The sequence below is a fragment of the Prochlorococcus sp. MIT2302 genome, from assembly GCF_059772385.1.
Map to the genome: position 1 here is coordinate 1282176 of NZ_CM186285.1, position 17055 is coordinate 1299230.

Annotated in this window: 18 protein-coding genes and 1 tRNA gene; 12 read left to right on the forward strand and 7 right to left on the reverse strand. The window is 35.7% G+C overall.

From position 1 onward, the window contains the following. The first annotated feature begins 35 nt into the window (after positions 1 to 35). From AC6EI2_RS07370 to AC6EI2_RS07390, 5 genes are read left to right on the forward strand one after another with little or no spacing between them, the layout of a single operon-like run. On the forward strand, positions 36 to 965 hold the full coding sequence (locus AC6EI2_RS07370) for an acyl-CoA desaturase (protein ID WP_498461702.1): 930 nt from the start codon (positions 36 to 38) through the stop codon (positions 963 to 965). A 41-nt stretch (positions 966 to 1006) separates the two neighbouring features. Further along, positions 1007 to 1465, forward strand: a complete 459-nt coding sequence (rplI, locus tag AC6EI2_RS07375) for a 50S ribosomal protein L9 (protein WP_498461703.1) — start codon at positions 1007 to 1009, stop codon at positions 1463 to 1465. Between the two features lie 57 nt (positions 1466 to 1522). Continuing rightward, positions 1523 to 2941, forward strand: a complete 1419-nt coding sequence (dnaB, locus tag AC6EI2_RS07380) for a replicative DNA helicase (RefSeq protein WP_498461704.1) — start codon at positions 1523 to 1525, stop codon at positions 2939 to 2941. Between the two features lie 33 nt (positions 2942 to 2974). After that, positions 2975 to 4945, forward strand: a complete 1971-nt coding sequence (mnmG, locus tag AC6EI2_RS07385) for a tRNA uridine-5-carboxymethylaminomethyl(34) synthesis enzyme MnmG (protein WP_498461705.1) — start codon at positions 2975 to 2977, stop codon at positions 4943 to 4945. 5 nt (positions 4946 to 4950) lie between these two features. Then, positions 4951 to 5538, forward strand: coding sequence for a chorismate lyase (locus tag AC6EI2_RS07390; protein ID WP_498461706.1), 588 nt, complete (start codon positions 4951 to 4953; stop codon positions 5536 to 5538). Positions 5539 to 5544: 6 nt separating this feature from the next. On the opposite strand, the gene AC6EI2_RS07395 is transcribed toward AC6EI2_RS07390, so the two are convergent. Next, positions 5545 to 6078, reverse strand: coding sequence for an RNA helicase (locus AC6EI2_RS07395; RefSeq protein ID WP_498461707.1), 534 nt, complete (start codon positions 6076 to 6078; stop codon positions 5545 to 5547). An 89-nt stretch (positions 6079 to 6167) separates the two neighbouring features. Beyond that, entirely contained in the window at positions 6168 to 6716 is a 549-nt protein-coding gene (locus tag AC6EI2_RS07400) for a SprT family zinc-dependent metalloprotease (protein WP_498461708.1), read from the reverse strand. Between the two features lie 118 nt (positions 6717 to 6834). On the opposite strand from AC6EI2_RS07400, the gene AC6EI2_RS07405 reads away from it, so the two are divergent. From AC6EI2_RS07405 to AC6EI2_RS07415, 3 genes are read left to right on the forward strand one after another with little or no spacing between them, the layout of a single operon-like run. Beyond that, positions 6835 to 7257, forward strand: a complete 423-nt coding sequence (locus AC6EI2_RS07405; protein WP_498461709.1) for a hypothetical protein — start codon at positions 6835 to 6837, stop codon at positions 7255 to 7257. A 17-nt stretch (positions 7258 to 7274) separates the two neighbouring features. After that, positions 7275 to 9347: an NAD-dependent DNA ligase LigA gene (gene ligA / locus AC6EI2_RS07410; protein WP_498461710.1), complete on the forward strand. Its 2073-nt coding sequence runs from the start codon at positions 7275 to 7277 to the stop codon at positions 9345 to 9347. Positions 9348 to 9366: 19 nt separating this feature from the next. Further along, on the forward strand, positions 9367 to 9525 hold the full coding sequence (locus AC6EI2_RS07415; protein ID WP_498461711.1) for a hypothetical protein: 159 nt from the start codon (positions 9367 to 9369) through the stop codon (positions 9523 to 9525). On the opposite strand, the gene AC6EI2_RS07420 is transcribed toward AC6EI2_RS07415, so the two are convergent. The 3 genes from AC6EI2_RS07420 to AC6EI2_RS07430 form a co-directional block, all read right to left on the reverse strand. Beyond that, positions 9522 to 10145: a TVP38/TMEM64 family protein gene (locus AC6EI2_RS07420; protein WP_498461712.1), complete on the reverse strand. Its 624-nt coding sequence runs from the start codon at positions 10143 to 10145 to the stop codon at positions 9522 to 9524. The genes AC6EI2_RS07415 and AC6EI2_RS07420 overlap by 4 nt on opposite strands. 11 nt (positions 10146 to 10156) lie before the next feature. After that, positions 10157 to 12958, reverse strand: coding sequence for a valine--tRNA ligase (locus AC6EI2_RS07425; protein WP_498461713.1), 2802 nt, complete (start codon positions 12956 to 12958; stop codon positions 10157 to 10159). Between the two features lie 73 nt (positions 12959 to 13031). Continuing rightward, on the reverse strand, positions 13032 to 13487 hold the full coding sequence (locus tag AC6EI2_RS07430; RefSeq protein ID WP_498461714.1) for a protein phosphatase: 456 nt from the start codon (positions 13485 to 13487) through the stop codon (positions 13032 to 13034). Positions 13488 to 13550: 63 nt separating this feature from the next. Between AC6EI2_RS07430 and AC6EI2_RS07435 the strand changes: the two genes are divergently transcribed. Next, on the forward strand, positions 13551 to 13802 hold the full coding sequence (locus AC6EI2_RS07435; protein ID WP_158467456.1) for a hypothetical protein: 252 nt from the start codon (positions 13551 to 13553) through the stop codon (positions 13800 to 13802). A gap of 27 nt (positions 13803 to 13829) precedes the next feature. On the opposite strand, the gene AC6EI2_RS07440 is transcribed toward AC6EI2_RS07435, so the two are convergent. Then, positions 13830 to 14180: an AIR synthase gene (locus AC6EI2_RS07440; protein WP_498461715.1), complete on the reverse strand. Its 351-nt coding sequence runs from the start codon at positions 14178 to 14180 to the stop codon at positions 13830 to 13832. 20 nt (positions 14181 to 14200) lie between these two features. Continuing rightward, positions 14201 to 14272 (reverse strand) — tRNA-Val (locus AC6EI2_RS07445). A gap of 141 nt (positions 14273 to 14413) precedes the next feature. On the opposite strand from AC6EI2_RS07445, the gene mazG reads away from it, so the two are divergent. From mazG to speB, 3 genes are read left to right on the forward strand one after another with little or no spacing between them, the layout of a single operon-like run. Then, positions 14414 to 15226, forward strand: a complete 813-nt coding sequence (gene mazG / locus AC6EI2_RS07450; protein WP_498461716.1) for a nucleoside triphosphate pyrophosphohydrolase — start codon at positions 14414 to 14416, stop codon at positions 15224 to 15226. A gap of 10 nt (positions 15227 to 15236) precedes the next feature. Continuing rightward, positions 15237 to 16103 carry a polyamine aminopropyltransferase gene (speE, locus tag AC6EI2_RS07455; RefSeq protein ID WP_498461717.1) on the forward strand — a complete coding sequence of 289 codons (867 nt, stop codon included), beginning with the start codon at positions 15237 to 15239 and terminating at the stop codon, positions 16101 to 16103. Further along, a complete protein-coding gene (speB, locus tag AC6EI2_RS07460) occupies positions 16100 to 16999 on the forward strand; it encodes an agmatinase (protein WP_498461718.1) in 900 nt (299 codons plus the stop codon). The genes speE and speB overlap by 4 nt, the downstream gene beginning before the upstream one ends. The last annotated feature ends 56 nt before the right edge of the window (positions 17000 to 17055 follow it).

Below are 17055 nucleotides of genomic sequence, written 5' to 3' on the forward strand. Positions count from 1 at the left end.
TCGTATATTATATACACTAAGTAGACGGATCACTAATGGTTTCAAGTTTAATCGAGGCTTCGGCTCCATTAAAAAAACCAGTTGCTGCTGAAAAAGCAATGGCTGCATCCAAAAAGCTCCAAGGACATGTACCCAGACGTATTCAGAACCAAAGATCCAGGAGGAGATGGGGAACAGTCATATTTATGTTGACAATCCACGCTCTAACAATATTTACTTTACAACCTCAATTCTGGAGCTGGCTAGCATTCTCTGGATTTATTTTCTTGTATTGGGTAACTGCTTGCTTGGGAGTAACTACAGGATATCATCGCCTTCTATCACATCGCTCTTTTCAAGTTCCAAAATGGCTTGAAAGATTTTTTGCAACTTGTGGAGCATTAAGTTGCCAACATGGACCAATTGATTGGGTTGGTCTTCATAGGCATCATCACACTTTTTCCGATACTGAAGCTGATCATCATGACAGCAACAAAGGATTTTGGTGGAGTCATATGGGATGGATGTTTGAAGATGTTCCTGCCATGAAAGCCGTTCCGAGACTTTCTGGAGATTTAATCAAAGATCCTTACTACCGTTTCTTAAATAAAAATTTTTTACTTTTGCAAATACCTTTAGGGGCAACGCTTTATTTAATTGGCCAATCAGCTGGTGTTGGTGGATGGTCAATGGTCCTATGGGGGATTCCTCTAAGACTTGTTTTTGTTTATCACATAACTTGGCTTGTTAACTCAGCCACTCATTGCTGGGGTACTACTGCATATGAGAGTGGAGATAATTCAAAAAACAACAAGTGGGTAGCCGCGCTGACATTTGGTGAAGGTTGGCATAATAATCATCATGCTTTTCCTAATTCTGCAAAGCACGGCCTTCAAAGAAAGCAAATAGACCTAACTTGGCAACACATACGTTTTTTGAAAGCAATTGGGTTAGCTAAAAAAATAAGACTCCCTATCGCATCGTAATATTATCAACATGACTCAAAGTATTAATTCATTTTCAATCCATGGCTAAGAGAGTTCAAGTTGTACTAAATGAAGACATAAAAAGTCTTGGCAAAGATGGTGACCTAGTTGAGGTTGCTCCTGGTTTTGCAAGAAACTTTTTATTACCTAACAAGAAAGCTTTACCTGTAACGCCAACTGTTCTTAAACAAGTTGAACATAGAAGAGCAAAACAAGCCGAAAAAGAAGCTGCTAAAAAGCAAGAAGCAATTGATTTTCAAACAGCTCTTACGACAATTGGAAGGTTTACTGTGAAAAAACAAGTAGGAGAGGATGGAGTCTTATTTGGAACGGTAACAAATGGTGATGTAGCAGAGGCTGTAAAAGAAGCAACTAAAAAGGAAATAGATCGTAGAGACATATCCGTCCCAGAGATACACGGTGTTGGCAAGTATAAAGTACAAATTAAGCTTCACAACGAAGTGAATGCTGAAATAAACCTTGAAGTTACTAGTTACTAATAGTTGCATCTTTGGCTGAACAGGCCAAAGTAGGTGTCCTTGTCCAACAAGCAATAAATGATAAGCACCCCCTCTTCAAACAACGGGGATTTTTCAAAACAAAATAGAGATTTTGGAGCTTTTAATAATTCCAAGATTGATAAGCCTCGTTTTGAAGCTCAACCTGATCAGATACCACCACAAAATTTAGAAGCAGAGGAATCTGTTCTTGGAGGAATTTTACTGGATCCTGATGCAATAGGACGAATTGCTGATTTGCTGCAAGCAGAAGCTTTTTACATATCTGCTCATCGAGAAATATATAGAACCGCACTAATGCTTCATAGCCAAGGAAAGCCTACAGATTTAACAGCTATGAGTGCTTGGCTAGCCGATACAAATTCTTTAGAGAAAGTTGGAGGAAATAATCGATTAGTTGAACTAGTTGAGAGGGTTACATCTACAGCCTCAATCGAACAAGTTGCTAAATTAATTAGCGATAAATTTCTGCGCAGACAACTCATAAAATCTGGGAATGATGTGATCAAATTAGGTTTTGATCAAAGCCTCCCAATGGAAGAGGCCATTGATCAAGCTGAGCAGAAAATCTTTGCTATTAGCCAAGAACAACCATCAAAAGGTTTAACACCTACTGCAGAAATCCTGACAAGTACTTTCAATGAAATAGAAAGTAGATCGCTTGGCACATCAGTAGCAGGAATACCAGTTAATTTTTACGATCTAGATGCAATGACCCAAGGACTTCAAAGGAGCGATCTAATAATCGTTGCAGGACGACCAGCAATGGGAAAAACTTCAATTGTTTTGAATTTGGCTAAAAACGTAGCTCAACTTCATGATCTACCTGTTTGTGTATTCAGTCTTGAGATGAGTAAAGAGCAACTGACTTACAGACTGCTTTCAAGCGAGGTAGGTATTGAAAGCAGCAGATTAAGGACAGGTCGTTTGCAACAAGATGAATGGCCATTACTTGGTCAAGGTATTAACACCCTTGGTCAATTACCAATATTCATTGACGATAAACCAAATTCAAGTGTTCTTGAAATGAGGTCATTATGTCGTCGCCTAATCGCTGAGCAAGGCAAAGAGTTAGGACTAATTGTGATTGATTATCTACAACTAATGGAAGGCACATCGCCAGATAATCGAGTTCAAGAAATCTCAAGGATCACTCGAGGTCTTAAAGGCATGGCAAGAGAACTGAAAGTTCCTGTTATCGCTTTATCTCAATTAAGTAGAGGAGTTGAATCAAGAACAAATAAAAGACCAATGCTTAGTGATCTTCGTGAATCAGGTTCTATTGAACAAGATGCGGACTTGGTCCTAATGATTTATAGGGATGAGTATTACAATCCAGAAACTACTGATAAAGGAATTACAGAAGTTATCGTGACAAAACATCGAAATGGGCCTGTTGGAACAGTTAAATTACTCTTTGAGCCCCAATTTACTAGATTTAGAAACCTTGCGGCTTAATTTTTCGAAAATTAAATTCCTGATGCTTAATTGATGGTTACTAAACAATCCTCAAATGAAAGTTTTGATGTAATTGTTGTTGGAGGTGGTCATGCAGGCTGCGAAGCTGCCCTGACTACTTCCAGATTAGGATTGAATACAGCTTTATTTACACTAAATCTAGATCGAATCGCATGGCAACCATGTAATCCTGCCGTAGGGGGACCAGCTAAAAGTCAATTAGTTCATGAAGTTGATGCGCTAGGAGGAATAATCGGAAAATTAGCCGATTTAACAGCTCTTCAAAAAAGAGTCCTGAACGCAAGCAGAGGTCCAGCAGTTAGAGCATTAAGAGCACAAACAGACAAGAGATTATATGCAAATGAAATGTTGAAAATTCTTCAAAACACCCCAAACCTAAAGATTAGAGAAGCAATGGTGACTGGGCTAGAAATTGAACATTATCCCAAGAAGATTGAAGACCATAAACCAGACATTCAAGAGAGAATTGGATTTATAAAGGGAGTTAAAACCTATTTCGGAAGCATTTTTCATGCAAAAGCCGTTGTACTTACAACAGGAACATTTTTAGGAGGCAGAATTTGGATTGGCAATCAATCCATGAGTGCAGGTCGAGCAGGAGAGCAAGCCTCTGAGGGGTTAACTGAAGAATTACGAAAGTTAGGCTTTACTACTGATCGTTTAAAAACAGGAACACCTGCTCGAATCGACAGAAGAAGTATTGATCTGGATTCTCTTGATGAGCAATTAAGCGATGCTTCAGACAAATTCTTTTCTTTTGATCCTCTTTCCTGGGAAAGTGGAGAGCAAATGAGTTGCCATATAACTCGAACAACAAAAGAAACACACCAACTTATTAAAAATAATCTTCATTTAACACCTATTTATGGAGGTTTTATTGATAGTAAAGGCCCAAGATATTGCCCTTCCATTGAAGACAAGATTGTACGTTTTGCTGACAAAGATTCTCACCAAATTTTCCTAGAGCCAGAAGGTCGAGATACTCCAGAAATATATGTACAAGGTTTCTCAACTGGACTGCCAGAAAACTTGCAATTAGAGCTTTTAAGGACTCTGCCAGGCTTACAAAACTGTGTAATGCTTAGACCTGCTTATGCAGTAGAGTATGACTATATTCCAGCCACACAATTAGAGGGAACACTAGAAACAAAAAGAGTAAGTGGTTTATTCAGTGCAGGTCAACTAAATGGAACAACCGGGTATGAAGAAGCTGCTGCACAAGGTTTAGTGGCAGGTTTAAATGCTGCAAGATTAGTAAACGATAAAGAAGGAATTATTTTTGAAAGAGAAAGTAGTTATATAGGAACTATGATTGATGATTTAGTTACAAAAGATTTAAAAGAACCATATCGGGTATTAACTAGTAGAAGTGAATATCGATTAATCCTAAGGGGTGATAATGCAGATAGGCGACTAACGCCCTTAGGTTACAAATTAGGATTAATTGATGAAAGAAGATGGAAGATATTTCATGCTAAGCAGAAGTTGATCGATCAAGAGAAAGAAAGATTAGAAAAAGAACGAATTAAAGAAAGCGATGCATGTGCAAAGGAAATATATTCCTCAACTGGAACACCTATCAAAGGTTCAATAACGCTAGCAAATTTCCTTAGAAGAACAAATATTCACTATAAAGACTTGATTAATTATCATTTGGCCTCCGAAAGTATTCCTTTAGATGTTGAAGAAGGAGTTGAAATAGATATCAAGTATACCGGTTATTTAGAACGACAAAAAGCTCAAATAAACCAATTAAAACAACAAAGTAAAAAATTATTACCAAAAAATCTTAACTACAATAATATAAAAACCCTTTCGAAAGAAGCAAGAGAAAAATTAACAATTTCTCAGCCGAAAAGCCTTGGGCATGCAGCTCAACTCCCTGGCGTGAGCAAAGCTGACCTTACTGCACTTCTTGTATGGTTGAGAATAGAGCAAATGAAAAAAACTGAGAGAAAAGATCAACTTAAAATAACAAGCTGATAAAAGTGAATTCAGACCAATCTCAATTACCTTCCCCTGAAGTAATTTGGAAAGCCTCAAAAGAAAGTGTTCTTTCAGGAAAAGGTAACTACAAACTATCTGGAGCATGGCAGCTAATGCTACTTGGTGATGGCAGCCCAACCAGGCATCTGAAGCTTTTAACAGGACATGAGGTTGCCATAAAGGTCATATCTATGGCTATGGAAAATAATAATCAAAATGGAGTTCCAGAAGAAGTTAATGAGCTTGAGCCACCTTTAATAAGAAGACAAGTTTGGCTTACATGTGGAGATTTAACCCTGGCATGGGCTGAAAGCTGGTGGAATTATCAAGAGGCAGAAAAACATCTACAAAATAAGGATCAACCAATATGGAAAAGCTTGACCCAAGGACGCTCAGAACTTTTTAGAGAAGTAGATGGATTGGGATTAGTTAATGCGAAGTGGCTGAAAGTGGAATTTAATGAAGATGGTCCTTTTTGGAGCCGACATTATCGATTTTTTCGTCAACAAAAAGAATTAACTGTAATCAGAGAAGTGTTCAGCCCAAAGCTAGAAAAGTGGTTAGGACCAATACCAAGAAAGGCTTTTTAAAAACAACTAATATTTTTTTCGATTAGATCTTGGTATATTTTTTCTTCTTTGAGGAGTTCGTTCGTTTAGAGAAAAATCTTCTATTTCAGGATCATTTTGCTTAATTAAATTATCTTTTCTTTCCCACTTATTTAATTTAAAAGATTGATCATCTGGCCATTCTTCCAGTTCGTCTGGATTGTTTCTCCTTCCTTCAATCTGAGGCGGTAAAGCTTTAGGAGCTCTTAAGGAAATAGCACTTAAGGGTCTTTTTATATCGTTTGTATTTTCTTGAAAAGATTGATCATCCAACTCCTCAACATCGAACCAATCATCATCATCTTCAAAAAACCAATCAATTTTCTCTTCCATCCAACGACCAACTTTTTCAAAATTTGCTGAGGTCTCTTTATCCTGCCATCCTCTCCTTCTTTGACCAGGGCGATTGCCTGCAACTCCATCTACCACCTGTTTCCCTGTTTGTATCCATTGATCCATTCTGCGATCAAGGGGTGCCCGAGATCGCTGGCGAATTTGATAACGATTTTTATATGATTTCATTTTCTAAATTTAACGCTTTTAAACCAACTAGTGAAACAACGTAATGATGAAATTTTTCCAAAATTCCCAAAAAAGCTAATTAAAAATATTTATGAACTTCTAGAAAAAGGCTGAAATTCAAGTACACATTTTTGATCCCACCGACCTTCAAAATAACTATTGCAACAGCTCCGACAAGCAGCCCCTTTAACAATACGACGATAACTAAAACTTCTTTTACATGAAGGGCAAGTTGCCAACCATTTAGGGATTTTTTTAGAAACTGGGAAAGAATGACGAACTGTTACCTGGAAATCATGTTGAAGAGAATTGACCTCGGCCATACGTTGATGAAAATTTGGCCCATGTGCCTCTTCAACTTTTAGGACAAGATCTATCCATGCATGAATCATTTCATGGCATAAGGTACTCATCAATGCGTTCCTTGGGAGATTCTCTAATACTGGTCTAGATAAAATTATTTCACTAGATTTCATTCCGAAAAAATTCGTTTGTCGTTTATACATCCCAGCCGTAGTACGCATACGGCCATCACTCCAACGCACAGAGACTCGAGGAACTCCATTCTCAAGCAGAGAGTTCTCAAAAAATTGCCTGTTTAATTTAAGAAACAATGGTAAAACAGGTATTAAAGACATTGATCCAGAGAACTCATTAGCTTTATTATTCCGATAACATTCTGTCTGACTATCAATAACAAACAAGCTAATCTCATGGCTAATAAGTCAGAATCCTTAACTAAACGGAATTAAAAAAATGGATGGTGCTCTTGTCAAAGCAATTGGATTAAAAGCTCTCTTGGTTGGAGTTGGTGCACTTCTCCTTTTTTGGACTTTTAACGCAATTAAACTCGTAATAAGTGCGAGAGGCATTAATCCTCTTGTAAAAAAGTTTTTTGATCAAATTGCAGCTGGCCGAATAGATGGAGCTTATAGACTTACTACAAAAGCTTATAAAACACATGTCAATAGACAAGACTTCATCAAATTTTTGGGTAGCTTGCAATTAAATCGTTATAGAAACTTGAAGTCAGGACGCCCAAGGATAGAAGGCAATCAAATAATGCTCACACTAAGTTTGAAATCTGAAGATAAAAAAAATGAAATGCCGCTGGACTTCACTTTTATTAAAATCAACGAAAATTGGCAAATAGATCGTATTGCCAAGGCCAATACATAATGACGCAAATGTGATAAGTGAATTCAAACTTGAATCAACATTCTGAACGTGCCAAGGAGCTTAGAGCTTTACTCAACAAAGCAAATTACTCTTATTATGTATTAGATAAACCAGAGATAGATGATGCTGTTTATGATCAACTTTACCGAGAATTAATTGAAATTGAAAATATCCACCCATCATTAATTACTAATGATAGTCCTTCCCAGAGATTAGGAGGCGTTCCTTCTCAAGGTTTCAAAAATGTTGAGCATAATATTCCTCTTTTAAGCCTAGATAATGCTTTCAATATAAATGAATTAGAAGCATGGTACTCAAGAATCAAAAAATTAATAAGTTCTCAAAATAAAAATACTAAAGACTTTGATAATCCAGAACTAATATGTGAATTAAAAATTGATGGAAATGCTATTTCAATTAGATATGAAAATGGAATTCTAACTAAAGCAGCTACTCGTGGAGATGGAAAAAATGGAGAAGATATCACTACTAATATTAGAACAATTTCTACAATTCCATTAAGTTTAATATTAGAAAATCCACCTACTTGGATTGAAATTAGAGGCGAAGCTTTCATGCCCAATAATATATTTAAAAAACTCAACATTGAGAGAAAAAATACTGATCAAGCACTCTTCGCCAATCCTAGAAACTCTTGTGCAGGAACATTAAGACAATTAGATCCCAAAATAGTTGCATCTAGAAAACTTGACTTCTTCGCATATAGTCTTTATTTACCAGACAATTGGGAACCTACTGATAGCAATTTAAAAAAACCAAAGTCTCAATCTGAATCACTTGAGTTTTTAAAAAATATTGGTTTTAAAGTTAACCCTAAATATGAAGCAAAAAAAACCTTATTTGAAGCGAACAGCTATTACAAGTATTGGGAAATTGAAAAAGATTCTTTAGCATATGCAACTGATGGAATAGTAGTAAAAATAGATAATTTTGAAATACAAAATGTCTTAGGTGCAACGAATAAAGCCCCAAGATGGGCCATTGCTGTGAAATATCCAGCAGAAGAGAAAGCGACTAAATTAAAAAAACTAATTTTCCAAGTAGGACGCTCTGGTGCTATTACTCCTGTAGCAGAGTTTGAATCGATAGAGCTTGCAGGAACATCTGTGAATCGTGCAACTCTTCATAATGCAAAAAGACTTTCCTCTTTAGATCTTCATTACGAAGACACAATTATTGTTCGAAAAGCTGGAGAAATTATTCCTGAGGTTATTAAAGTTATCAAAGAATTTAGAACAATTGATTCAAAATTAGTAGAATTTCCTAAAAAATGCCCAGCATGTAATTCCAAGTTAATTCAAGAAGAAAACGAAGCAATAACGAAATGTATTAATTCAAAATGCCCAGCAAAATTAAAAGGTCTTTTACGTCACTGGGTTAGTAAAGGATCCATGAACATAGATGGATTAGGTGAAAAAATTATTAATCAATTAGTAAATGAAGGATATGTGAAGTCAATCGCAGATTTATACAAACTTGAAATTGATTCGCTTTTAGAACTTGAAAGGTTTGGTGAAAAATCTGCAAATAATTTACTCATAGAAATTAACGAGTCAAAAAACAAAAATTGGCACAAACAGCTCTACGGTTTAGGGATACCTCACATAGGAGAAGCAAATGCTAAATCTCTTTCAAAAAACTTTCATAGCATTGAAGAACTTATTACTGTTGCTAAGGAGTCACCTAAAAATATATCCAATATTTATGGATTTGGAAATGAAATGAAAGATGCAATAATTAAATGGTTTGATGATTCTAATAATCAAATATTAATTAAAGAATTAAAAGCTATCGGATTCTCTCTAAAAGAGAGTTTAGATTCAAGCTACAACTCAAATAAATCGAATATTTTTGATGGTAAAGTTTTTGTCTTAACAGGAACTTTGGATTCGCTTACAAGAGATAAGGCAAAAGAATTGATAGAGAGTGCTGGAGGGAAAGTCAGCTCTTCAATTAGTAAAAAAACTGATTTTCTACTATCAGGAGAAAAAGCGGGTAGTAAATTAAAAAAAGCACAAGAACTCGGAGTAAAAATAATTAGCGAAAATGAATTTAAGCTATTATTGTGAAAATAATTAGAATTTAACAATGGATAAAAATCAAATCTTTGCTTTAATTAAAACAGAATGTGGACGCGCAAAATATGAGATACTGGCTTCTAAAAAAGGTATATTTAATCGGATAAGACTTTATTGGTTTATCGTATTTGCAGCGATTGAAGATTGGAATTTAAAAGCTGATGATTAATCTAGTTTTTGAGAATCCTGATTTAGTTTTCTTGTTGAACGTAAAACTAAAATAACAACTAAAATAGTCGATAAAATACTAATTAAGCTCCAAATAAATGAACTAGTATCAGATCTTCCTGAGAGTACTTCACCAAAACTTGAAACTTTGAGTGCTAAAGAACCTAAGCTACAATATAAAATTGTACCTGGTAATATACCAATCATTCCAAGAGTAAAATCACGAACTTTTACCTCACTCAAGCCATATGTAAAATTAAGTAAGCCAAATGGAAAAAGAGGAGAAAGTCTTGTGAGAAGAATAACTTTTAGACCCTCTCTTTTAACAGCTTTCTCCATTATTTGAACTTTTGGAAAATTGGAGACCTTTTTTTGAGCCCATTCTTTTAAAAAAGTTCTCCCTAAATAAAAAGTTAGATGAGCTCCAAGAAAAGCACCTACAAACACAACCGAACTTCCAAGCCAGGTGCCATACAGAAAGCCAGACAACATGGAAAGCCATGAGCCTGGCAACAAAAAAGACACCCAAAAAACATACACCAAAGCAAAACACAAAATTCCAAAAGGGCTACTTAAAAAAGGAATGAAATTATTAACAAGAGCCTCTAAGTTGTTAGACATAGTTTAAGAGTTCAGTCCAATCCCATTAAACGCTCTTTGACAAGGCGAACTTGAGCTTCTGACTCCGTTAAATTTGCTCTGCATTCCTCAACAACCTCTTTGGGAGCTTTATCAATAAAATTCTTATTTGCTAGACGTCCAGAGAGAGTTTCTATTTCCTTTTGTGCTTTATTTAAATCTTTTTCAAGCCTTGATCGTAAAGAAGCTATGTCTATCAATCCTTCAATAGGAAGAACCACCTCTAGCTCGCCACTTACGCCGGCTAAAGCTTTCATAGAAGGTAATGATTTTGCTTGCTCTGGAGATAATATTTGGACTTCCTTAGCCTTAGTCAAAGCAGCAATATCATTGGTTGATGTTTTTAGGGTGTTTTGCAAGACTTCCTTGCCAGAGACCAACATAACAGGAACTTTTTGAGAGGGTTTCAACCCAGCAACTGCTCGTAGATTGCGAATTAATCTGATAGATGCAAATAAATCAGTGAAAGAACTCTCTAAATCAATATTCAAGTCGTGTTCATTTGATTTTGGCCAAGGCTGCAAAGCTAGAAATTGATCTTCAGCTAAACCTGTTAATCCATGCCAAAGCTCCTCTGTTAAATGGGGCATTAAAGGATGAAGCATAATCAAAAGATCACTTAAAACTTTGTATAAAATACTTTTCGCAATTTTTTGATCTAATAATTCAGCAGGAGACAAATTTTTTGAAGTATTCAGTCGACGTTTAATTAATTCTAAATACCAATCACAAAAATCATTCCAAGCAAACTCATATAATCCCTTAGCAGCCTCTCCTAAAGCATAATTTTCATATCGATTAGCAGTCTCGCGATTGACTCGAGCAAGCCTTGATAAAATCCACTTATCTGATAATTGCAACTGAAAAGAATCATATTTCTCCAAATTTTCAAAATCTTGATCCTCAAGATTGATAAGAGCAAATCTAGTTGCATTCCAAAGCTTGTTAGCAAAATTTCGAGAGGCCTCAACCGTTGCTGAAGTTTGATTTTTACGATCAAAATCAAGACGTATATCTTGTCCCGCACCTGCAACTTCACGAACAAGAGCAAACCTCAAAGCATCTGTCCCATATCTTTCTATTAGTAATAAAGGATCAATACCATTTCCTGCACTTTTACTCATCTTTCGATTCTGCTCATCTCTAACAAGTCCATGAATATAAACGTCAGAAAATGGCATCTTCTCCGTAAAGACTCCAGCCATCATTGTCATTCTTGCTACCCAAAAGAAAATAATGTCAAAGCCAGTAACTAGAGTATTTGTGGGATACCAGCGTTGAAAATCAGGATGTGTTTCATCAGGCCAACCTAATGTAGAAAAAGGCCATAAACCGCTGGAAAACCATGTATCTAGAACATCTTCATCTTGCTCAATTTTGACTGAATCTCCATATTTTTCTCGTGCTAATTTCTTCGCTTCATCTTCTGTCCGAGCAACAATGTACGGTGTTTCATTAACAACTTTATTATCTGTTTGACTAATTACAAACCAAGCCGGAATACGATGTCCCCACCACAATTGTCTACTAATACACCAATCTCTTATATCAGTTAACCAATCGCGATAAACTTTAGACCATCTATTAGGAATAAATTTAGGTTGCCCTTTATCAAAAAATTCAGAACAACTAGTTGCAAGAGTATCCATTTTGACAAACCACTGGGTAGAAAGAAGTGGCTCTACTGGTACTTTCCCCCTATCAGAGAAAGGAACACTATGTTTATAAGCTTCAATCTTTGTTAAAAGACCAATTTCCTTTAAAGAATTAATAACAGCTTTACGAGCCTCAAAACGATCAAGGCCTTCAAATTGACCTGCGTTATGATTCATAGTTCCTTTTTTAGTCATGACTGTGATTTGAGGTAAGTCATGTCTTTGGCCTATCTCAAAATCATTAGGATCATGAGCAGGAGTAACTTTGACACATCCAGTTCCGAAATCTTTATCTACATGAGGGTCTCCAATAACTGGAATAGTTCTACCAACTAGAGGCAAAGTAACTTTCTCCCCTATGAGATCTTTATATCTTTCATCTGATGGGTTCACTGCAACTGCGACATCACCAAGCATCGTCTCAGGACGTGTAGTCGCTACTTCTAAATAACTAATTTTTCTTGCACTTGATATAGATGTTGTGTTTAACGGATATCGAAAATGCCATAGATGTCCGTCTACTTCTTTCATTTCAACTTCTAAATCACTCACAGCCGAACCTGAGGCAGGGCACCAATTCACTAAATATTCTCCTCTATATATCAATCCCTTCTCATATAAACGAACAAATGCTTCGGAAACAGCTTTACTCAAGCCCTGATCCAATGTAAATCTCTCTCTACTCCAGTCTACGGAATATCCCAAACGCTTTAATTGATCAACAATTCTTCCACCACTTTTTTCTTTCCACCCCCAAGCTTTTTCCAAAAAGGACGCTCTACCAAGATCACGACGATTTATACCTTTTTCCTTAAGTTGTCTCTCAAGAATAGTTTGAACTGCAATTGAAGCATGGTCTGTTCCTGGAAGACAAAGAACATTATTTCCTTTTAATCTCTTGTACCTGACAACTGTATCGATCAAAGCAGTATTAAATGCATGCCCCATATGCAGACTCCCTGTGACATTTGGAGGAGGGATAACTACGCAGAATGGATCTCCAGAGGCTGCTGGATCAGCTTTAAAAGCTCCTTTTTCTTCCCAAGCTTTCTGCCAGCGATTTTCAGTGCCAGCTGGATCATATGTTTTAGAAAGCCCTAAGGCTTCAGATAATTTTGTCGTTTTTGCCCGCTCGATCACAGAAAAAAAATGTGTTTAATTTAATTTACTCATTCCCGAGAAAAGTTTTACATCATTCTTGCTTTTCCTAAATTCAAATGTCACTTTTCACATTCCAAGGAATCGAAACAATTGAATCATGCTTTTCCCATTTAGTCGAAGATAGAGAAACCTTTTCACTTAAACCAATCGTTTTTAAGGCTTGAATTATATCAATATCATTAATCTTCTTATCTACGGCTATTGGCATTATCAAAACTTGCGCTTCTGCAGGATCAGCCATCACATGTATTGATAAATCTTCTAAAACTCGTTCAAAAAATATTTTTCTCATTCGACTTGTTAAAGGAGAACCCATGGCTTTCGCAAACAATTCCAGGCTTTCTTTATCTCCAGAAAGCCCACAATTTAAACTTAACCAGATTAAAAATTTAACCCAACTATCCACGCTCCATAGCGGCTGAAAGCTATCTCGCTTACTATAAATTAATTCCATCAATGCGAACTCAAATGCTTTTGCTTGAATAGACGTGCGTGATATTTGTTCCATAGAAGACATTTTCTCCAACTACAGCCAAACTAGTGTTTATTGTTCATTATCTGTTTATTTGTCATGGATCTGAACGACCCTGAACTTGAGTTCTCCGATCTTGTCTACGCATATCAAAGCTGGGTAATTGCAGTAATCAACGATGAAAAATTAAATAGTAAGGAGAAGTTACTTACAGAAGAAATATCGGATGATGCTTTAAATGCTATGAGATTCTTACCTGGTGAAGTCACCAGCGCAATTGAGACAAGTTTAGCTCGCGTCTATGAAGTTGATTCTGATGAACTTTCTTCAATCTTGTTTCCAGAAGAATAGTGTCAATTCACTAATTGTTTTAAAAAATTATTGAGCTTTTGCAAGTTTTCTAAAGCCTGATCCACATGGAGAGGCTTCTGCACCTTTTGGCGTGCTAATCAGAAATCCACCTCCACTTAAATCACCAAAATAATTAAGCTTTAGACCTTGAAAAAATTGGACTTGATCTTGACGAGCATACAAAGTAATCCCGTCAGCTCTAGCAAGGGGAACACCATCATTTTTCCCTGGCCTAATTCTTATAAATTTCCATCCCTCTCCACACTTATCATCAAGTAGATCAATATGCATAACTCCTGGTGTTCCAGTAAAAGCAGCTTGCCTAGTTAACTCTGCTACTGCTGTTGCTGAAATTTTTAATCCAGGACCATTTTGCATAAATTGAAAAATAATCTAGATGGGCGATCCAGGGTTCGAACCAGGGACATCCTGCTTGTAAGGCAGGCGCTCTACCGCTGAGCTAATCGCCCATACATCTTTTAGTCGAAGGACTAATTCATTTACTTTATACCTCAAGCTGCTCTGATGTTGAGAATTAATCATAATTAGATGAACGATTCAAAAAAAATCGATTTAGAAGCTTCGTTACAGCTCTCTGAGGACAACTAAAAATGACAAACACAAACAAATTAAATTTAGACAAAAAAATTAATAAACTCATTGATGTAGTTTCAGATCTAAGAGATCCAATCAATGGTTGTCCTTGGGATCTCAATCAAACTCATCTTTCGTTGATCCCATATGTTTTAGAGGAAGCCTATGAGGTTGCTCACGCAATAAGAGAAGGCAATCCTGACGAATTAAAGGAGGAGCTTGGAGATCTCTTATTACAAATAATTTTGCATGCTCAAATAGCAAAAGAAAAAAACTTATTTGATATGGGAGATGTCATTGACATAATCACTGAAAAACTTATTCGCAGGCATCCACATGTATTTCAAGAAAAAGCAACAGTAAGTATCAAAGAAGTGGAATACTCGTGGGAAAAAATCAAAAATAAAGAGAGACCATCAAATAACTCAAAAACTCCAATTAGTGACCGATTAAAATTAAAGATACGACCTCAACCTTCAACAAAAGCAGCACTAATCATCTCTAATAAAGCCTCAAAAAACGGATTCGAATGGGAAAAAAGTGATCAGATTTGGGATAAATTATATGAAGAATTAGAAGAATTAAAAGATGCATTAAAAAACGAAAATACTTCCAAGGCTGAAGCTGAAATAGGAGACGTATTATTTACATTGATCAATATTGCAAGATGGCATAAGGTATCTATAGAAGAAGGATTAGCAAAAACCAATAAAAGGTTCCTTGAACGATTAACATATATAGAAGAAAATATAGATGGGGAATTACATTCGCAATCAAAAAAGAAATTAGAAAAATACTGGGAATTAGCGAAGATCAATCTCAAGCATTAATATAGTAATTATGAACGACAAACTAAAAAAAAGTTCAGAGTGGCTTGACGAATATCATCAAGGCGTTAGATATGGACTACAGGGAAAAGTAATACTAGAAGAGTCAAGTCCTTTTCAAAAGATTACCATATATGAAAGTAAAAGATATGGGACAGCACTATTACTTGATGATTGTTGGATGACTGCAGAAAAGTCTGAAAAGTATTATCACGAATGTCTTATTCATCCTGCCATGTGTTGTTCTAAACAAATAGATAATATTTTAATTATCGGAGGAGGTGATGGGGGTAGTGCAAGAGAATGTTTAAAATATAAAGATGTTAAATCTATCGATTTAATTGAAATCGATATAAGAGTTATTGAATTAAGTCAAAAGTATTTACCAACTATTGGAAGCAATGCATGGTCTGATTCAAGATTAAATTTACAAATCAAGAATGGTATTGATTGGGTAAAAAATACAAAAGAGAATTCATATGATGTGATTGTTATTGATGGAGCAGATCCTATTGGACCATCCAAAGAATTATTCAGCAATTCTTTTCTAAAAGATTGCAAACGAATACTTAAACCAGGAGGGGTTTTGGCAACACAAAGTGAATCCCCCGAATCTTTTCAGCAAATTCATATAAATATTGTCAAAGTTCTTCGTGAAATTTTTGACTTCGCAGATCCAATGTATGGATCTGTATCCATGTACCCAAGCGGTTTATGGAGCTGGACATTTGCATCTATGGAGAAGCCAAAGTATATGCATCCAAGAAAAAGTCGAGTAGCAGAAATTTCCGAAAATTGTCAGATTTGGAGTGAGCGATGGCAAAAAGGAGCATTCAACACTATCCCTGCATTCATAGAAAGGGAGCTAACAAAAATATGACCAAATATAATCTCAAAGATCTATCACTATTTAATAATGATGGTGCAATATTTATGGGTGCACAAAGAGGCATCGATCAATGCAGAGTGTCGCTTTTAGGAGTTCCTTATGATGGGACTTGTTGCTTTAGGCCTGGTGCAAGATTTGGTCCTTCTGCCGTCAGGGAAGATAGTTATGGAATTGAAACATATTGTCCGCAATTAAACTTAGATTTAGAGGATATAAACTTCGCTGACGTAGGATCATTGGATGTTCCCATTGGAGATGCAAAGTTAACACTAAATTATATAAGAGATGCTACAGACATATTGCTTAAAAATAATTTAAAGCCGCTTATTATTGGTGGAGAACATTCAATAACAAGTGGGGTTATTAAATCAATCATTACTAATTATCCTGAATTAATAATGATTCAATTAGATGCTCATGCAGACCTTAGAAATGAATGGTTAGGTAGTAAATTTAGTCATGCATGTACTATGAAAAGATGTTTAGAAATACTACCTAGCAAGAAGATTTTTCAAATAGGAATAAGAAGTGGAACAAAATCAGAATTTATTGAAATGAATAATACTAAAAGATTAATTCCTCATACTTTAGGAGGGAATGGAAAATCTTTAGAAGAGGCTCTAAAAAGTTTTAAAGGAACCCCAATCTATTTAACTTTTGATTTAGATTGGTTTGATCCATCTATTATGCCAGGGACAGGAACTCCTGAGCCAGGAGGCTATTTCTGGGAAGATTTTGCATCAATAATAGATGTGATTAAGTCTCATAACTTAATTGGTGCAGATGTAGTCGAATTATCTCCCAAATTAGATAACAGTGGTATTAGTAGTATCCTTGCTGCAAAAGTTATACGTTCATTAATTATGTTATTGGACAAATCATCCTAAAAAATTTAAATTTAAATTCTCATTCAACTAAGACCTTTTCGAAATCGAGTTGTTGA

What these genes read in the sequence shown, in the direction of transcription:
- AC6EI2_RS07370 (WP_498461702.1), top strand. Translation starts at nt 36, where the DNA reads ATGGTTTCAAGTTTAATCGAGGCTTCGGCTCCATTAAAAAAACCAGTT.
- rplI (WP_498461703.1), top strand. Translation starts at nt 1,007, where the DNA reads ATGGCTAAGAGAGTTCAAGTTGTACTAAATGAAGACATAAAAAGTCTT.
- dnaB (WP_498461704.1), top strand. Translation starts at nt 1,523, where the DNA reads ATGATAAGCACCCCCTCTTCAAACAACGGGGATTTTTCAAAACAAAAT.
- mnmG (WP_498461705.1), top strand. Translation starts at nt 2,975, where the DNA reads ATGGTTACTAAACAATCCTCAAATGAAAGTTTTGATGTAATTGTTGTT.
- AC6EI2_RS07395 (WP_498461707.1), bottom strand. Translation starts at nt 6,078, where the DNA reads ATGAAATCATATAAAAATCGTTATCAAATTCGCCAGCGATCTCGGGCA.
- AC6EI2_RS07400 (WP_498461708.1), bottom strand. Translation starts at nt 6,716, where the DNA reads ATGTCTTTAATACCTGTTTTACCATTGTTTCTTAAATTAAACAGGCAA.
- AC6EI2_RS07405 (WP_498461709.1), top strand. Translation starts at nt 6,835, where the DNA reads ATGGATGGTGCTCTTGTCAAAGCAATTGGATTAAAAGCTCTCTTGGTT.
- AC6EI2_RS07415 (WP_498461711.1), top strand. Translation starts at nt 9,367, where the DNA reads ATGGATAAAAATCAAATCTTTGCTTTAATTAAAACAGAATGTGGACGC.
- AC6EI2_RS07420 (WP_498461712.1), bottom strand. Translation starts at nt 10,145, where the DNA reads ATGTCTAACAACTTAGAGGCTCTTGTTAATAATTTCATTCCTTTTTTA.
- AC6EI2_RS07430 (WP_498461714.1), bottom strand. Translation starts at nt 13,487, where the DNA reads ATGGAACAAATATCACGCACGTCTATTCAAGCAAAAGCATTTGAGTTC.
- AC6EI2_RS07435 (WP_158467456.1), top strand. Translation starts at nt 13,551, where the DNA reads ATGGATCTGAACGACCCTGAACTTGAGTTCTCCGATCTTGTCTACGCA.
- AC6EI2_RS07440 (WP_498461715.1), bottom strand. Translation starts at nt 14,180, where the DNA reads ATGCAAAATGGTCCTGGATTAAAAATTTCAGCAACAGCAGTAGCAGAG.
- mazG (WP_498461716.1), top strand. Translation starts at nt 14,414, where the DNA reads ATGACAAACACAAACAAATTAAATTTAGACAAAAAAATTAATAAACTC.
- speE (WP_498461717.1), top strand. Translation starts at nt 15,237, where the DNA reads ATGAACGACAAACTAAAAAAAAGTTCAGAGTGGCTTGACGAATATCAT.
- speB (WP_498461718.1), top strand. Translation starts at nt 16,100, where the DNA reads ATGACCAAATATAATCTCAAAGATCTATCACTATTTAATAATGATGGT.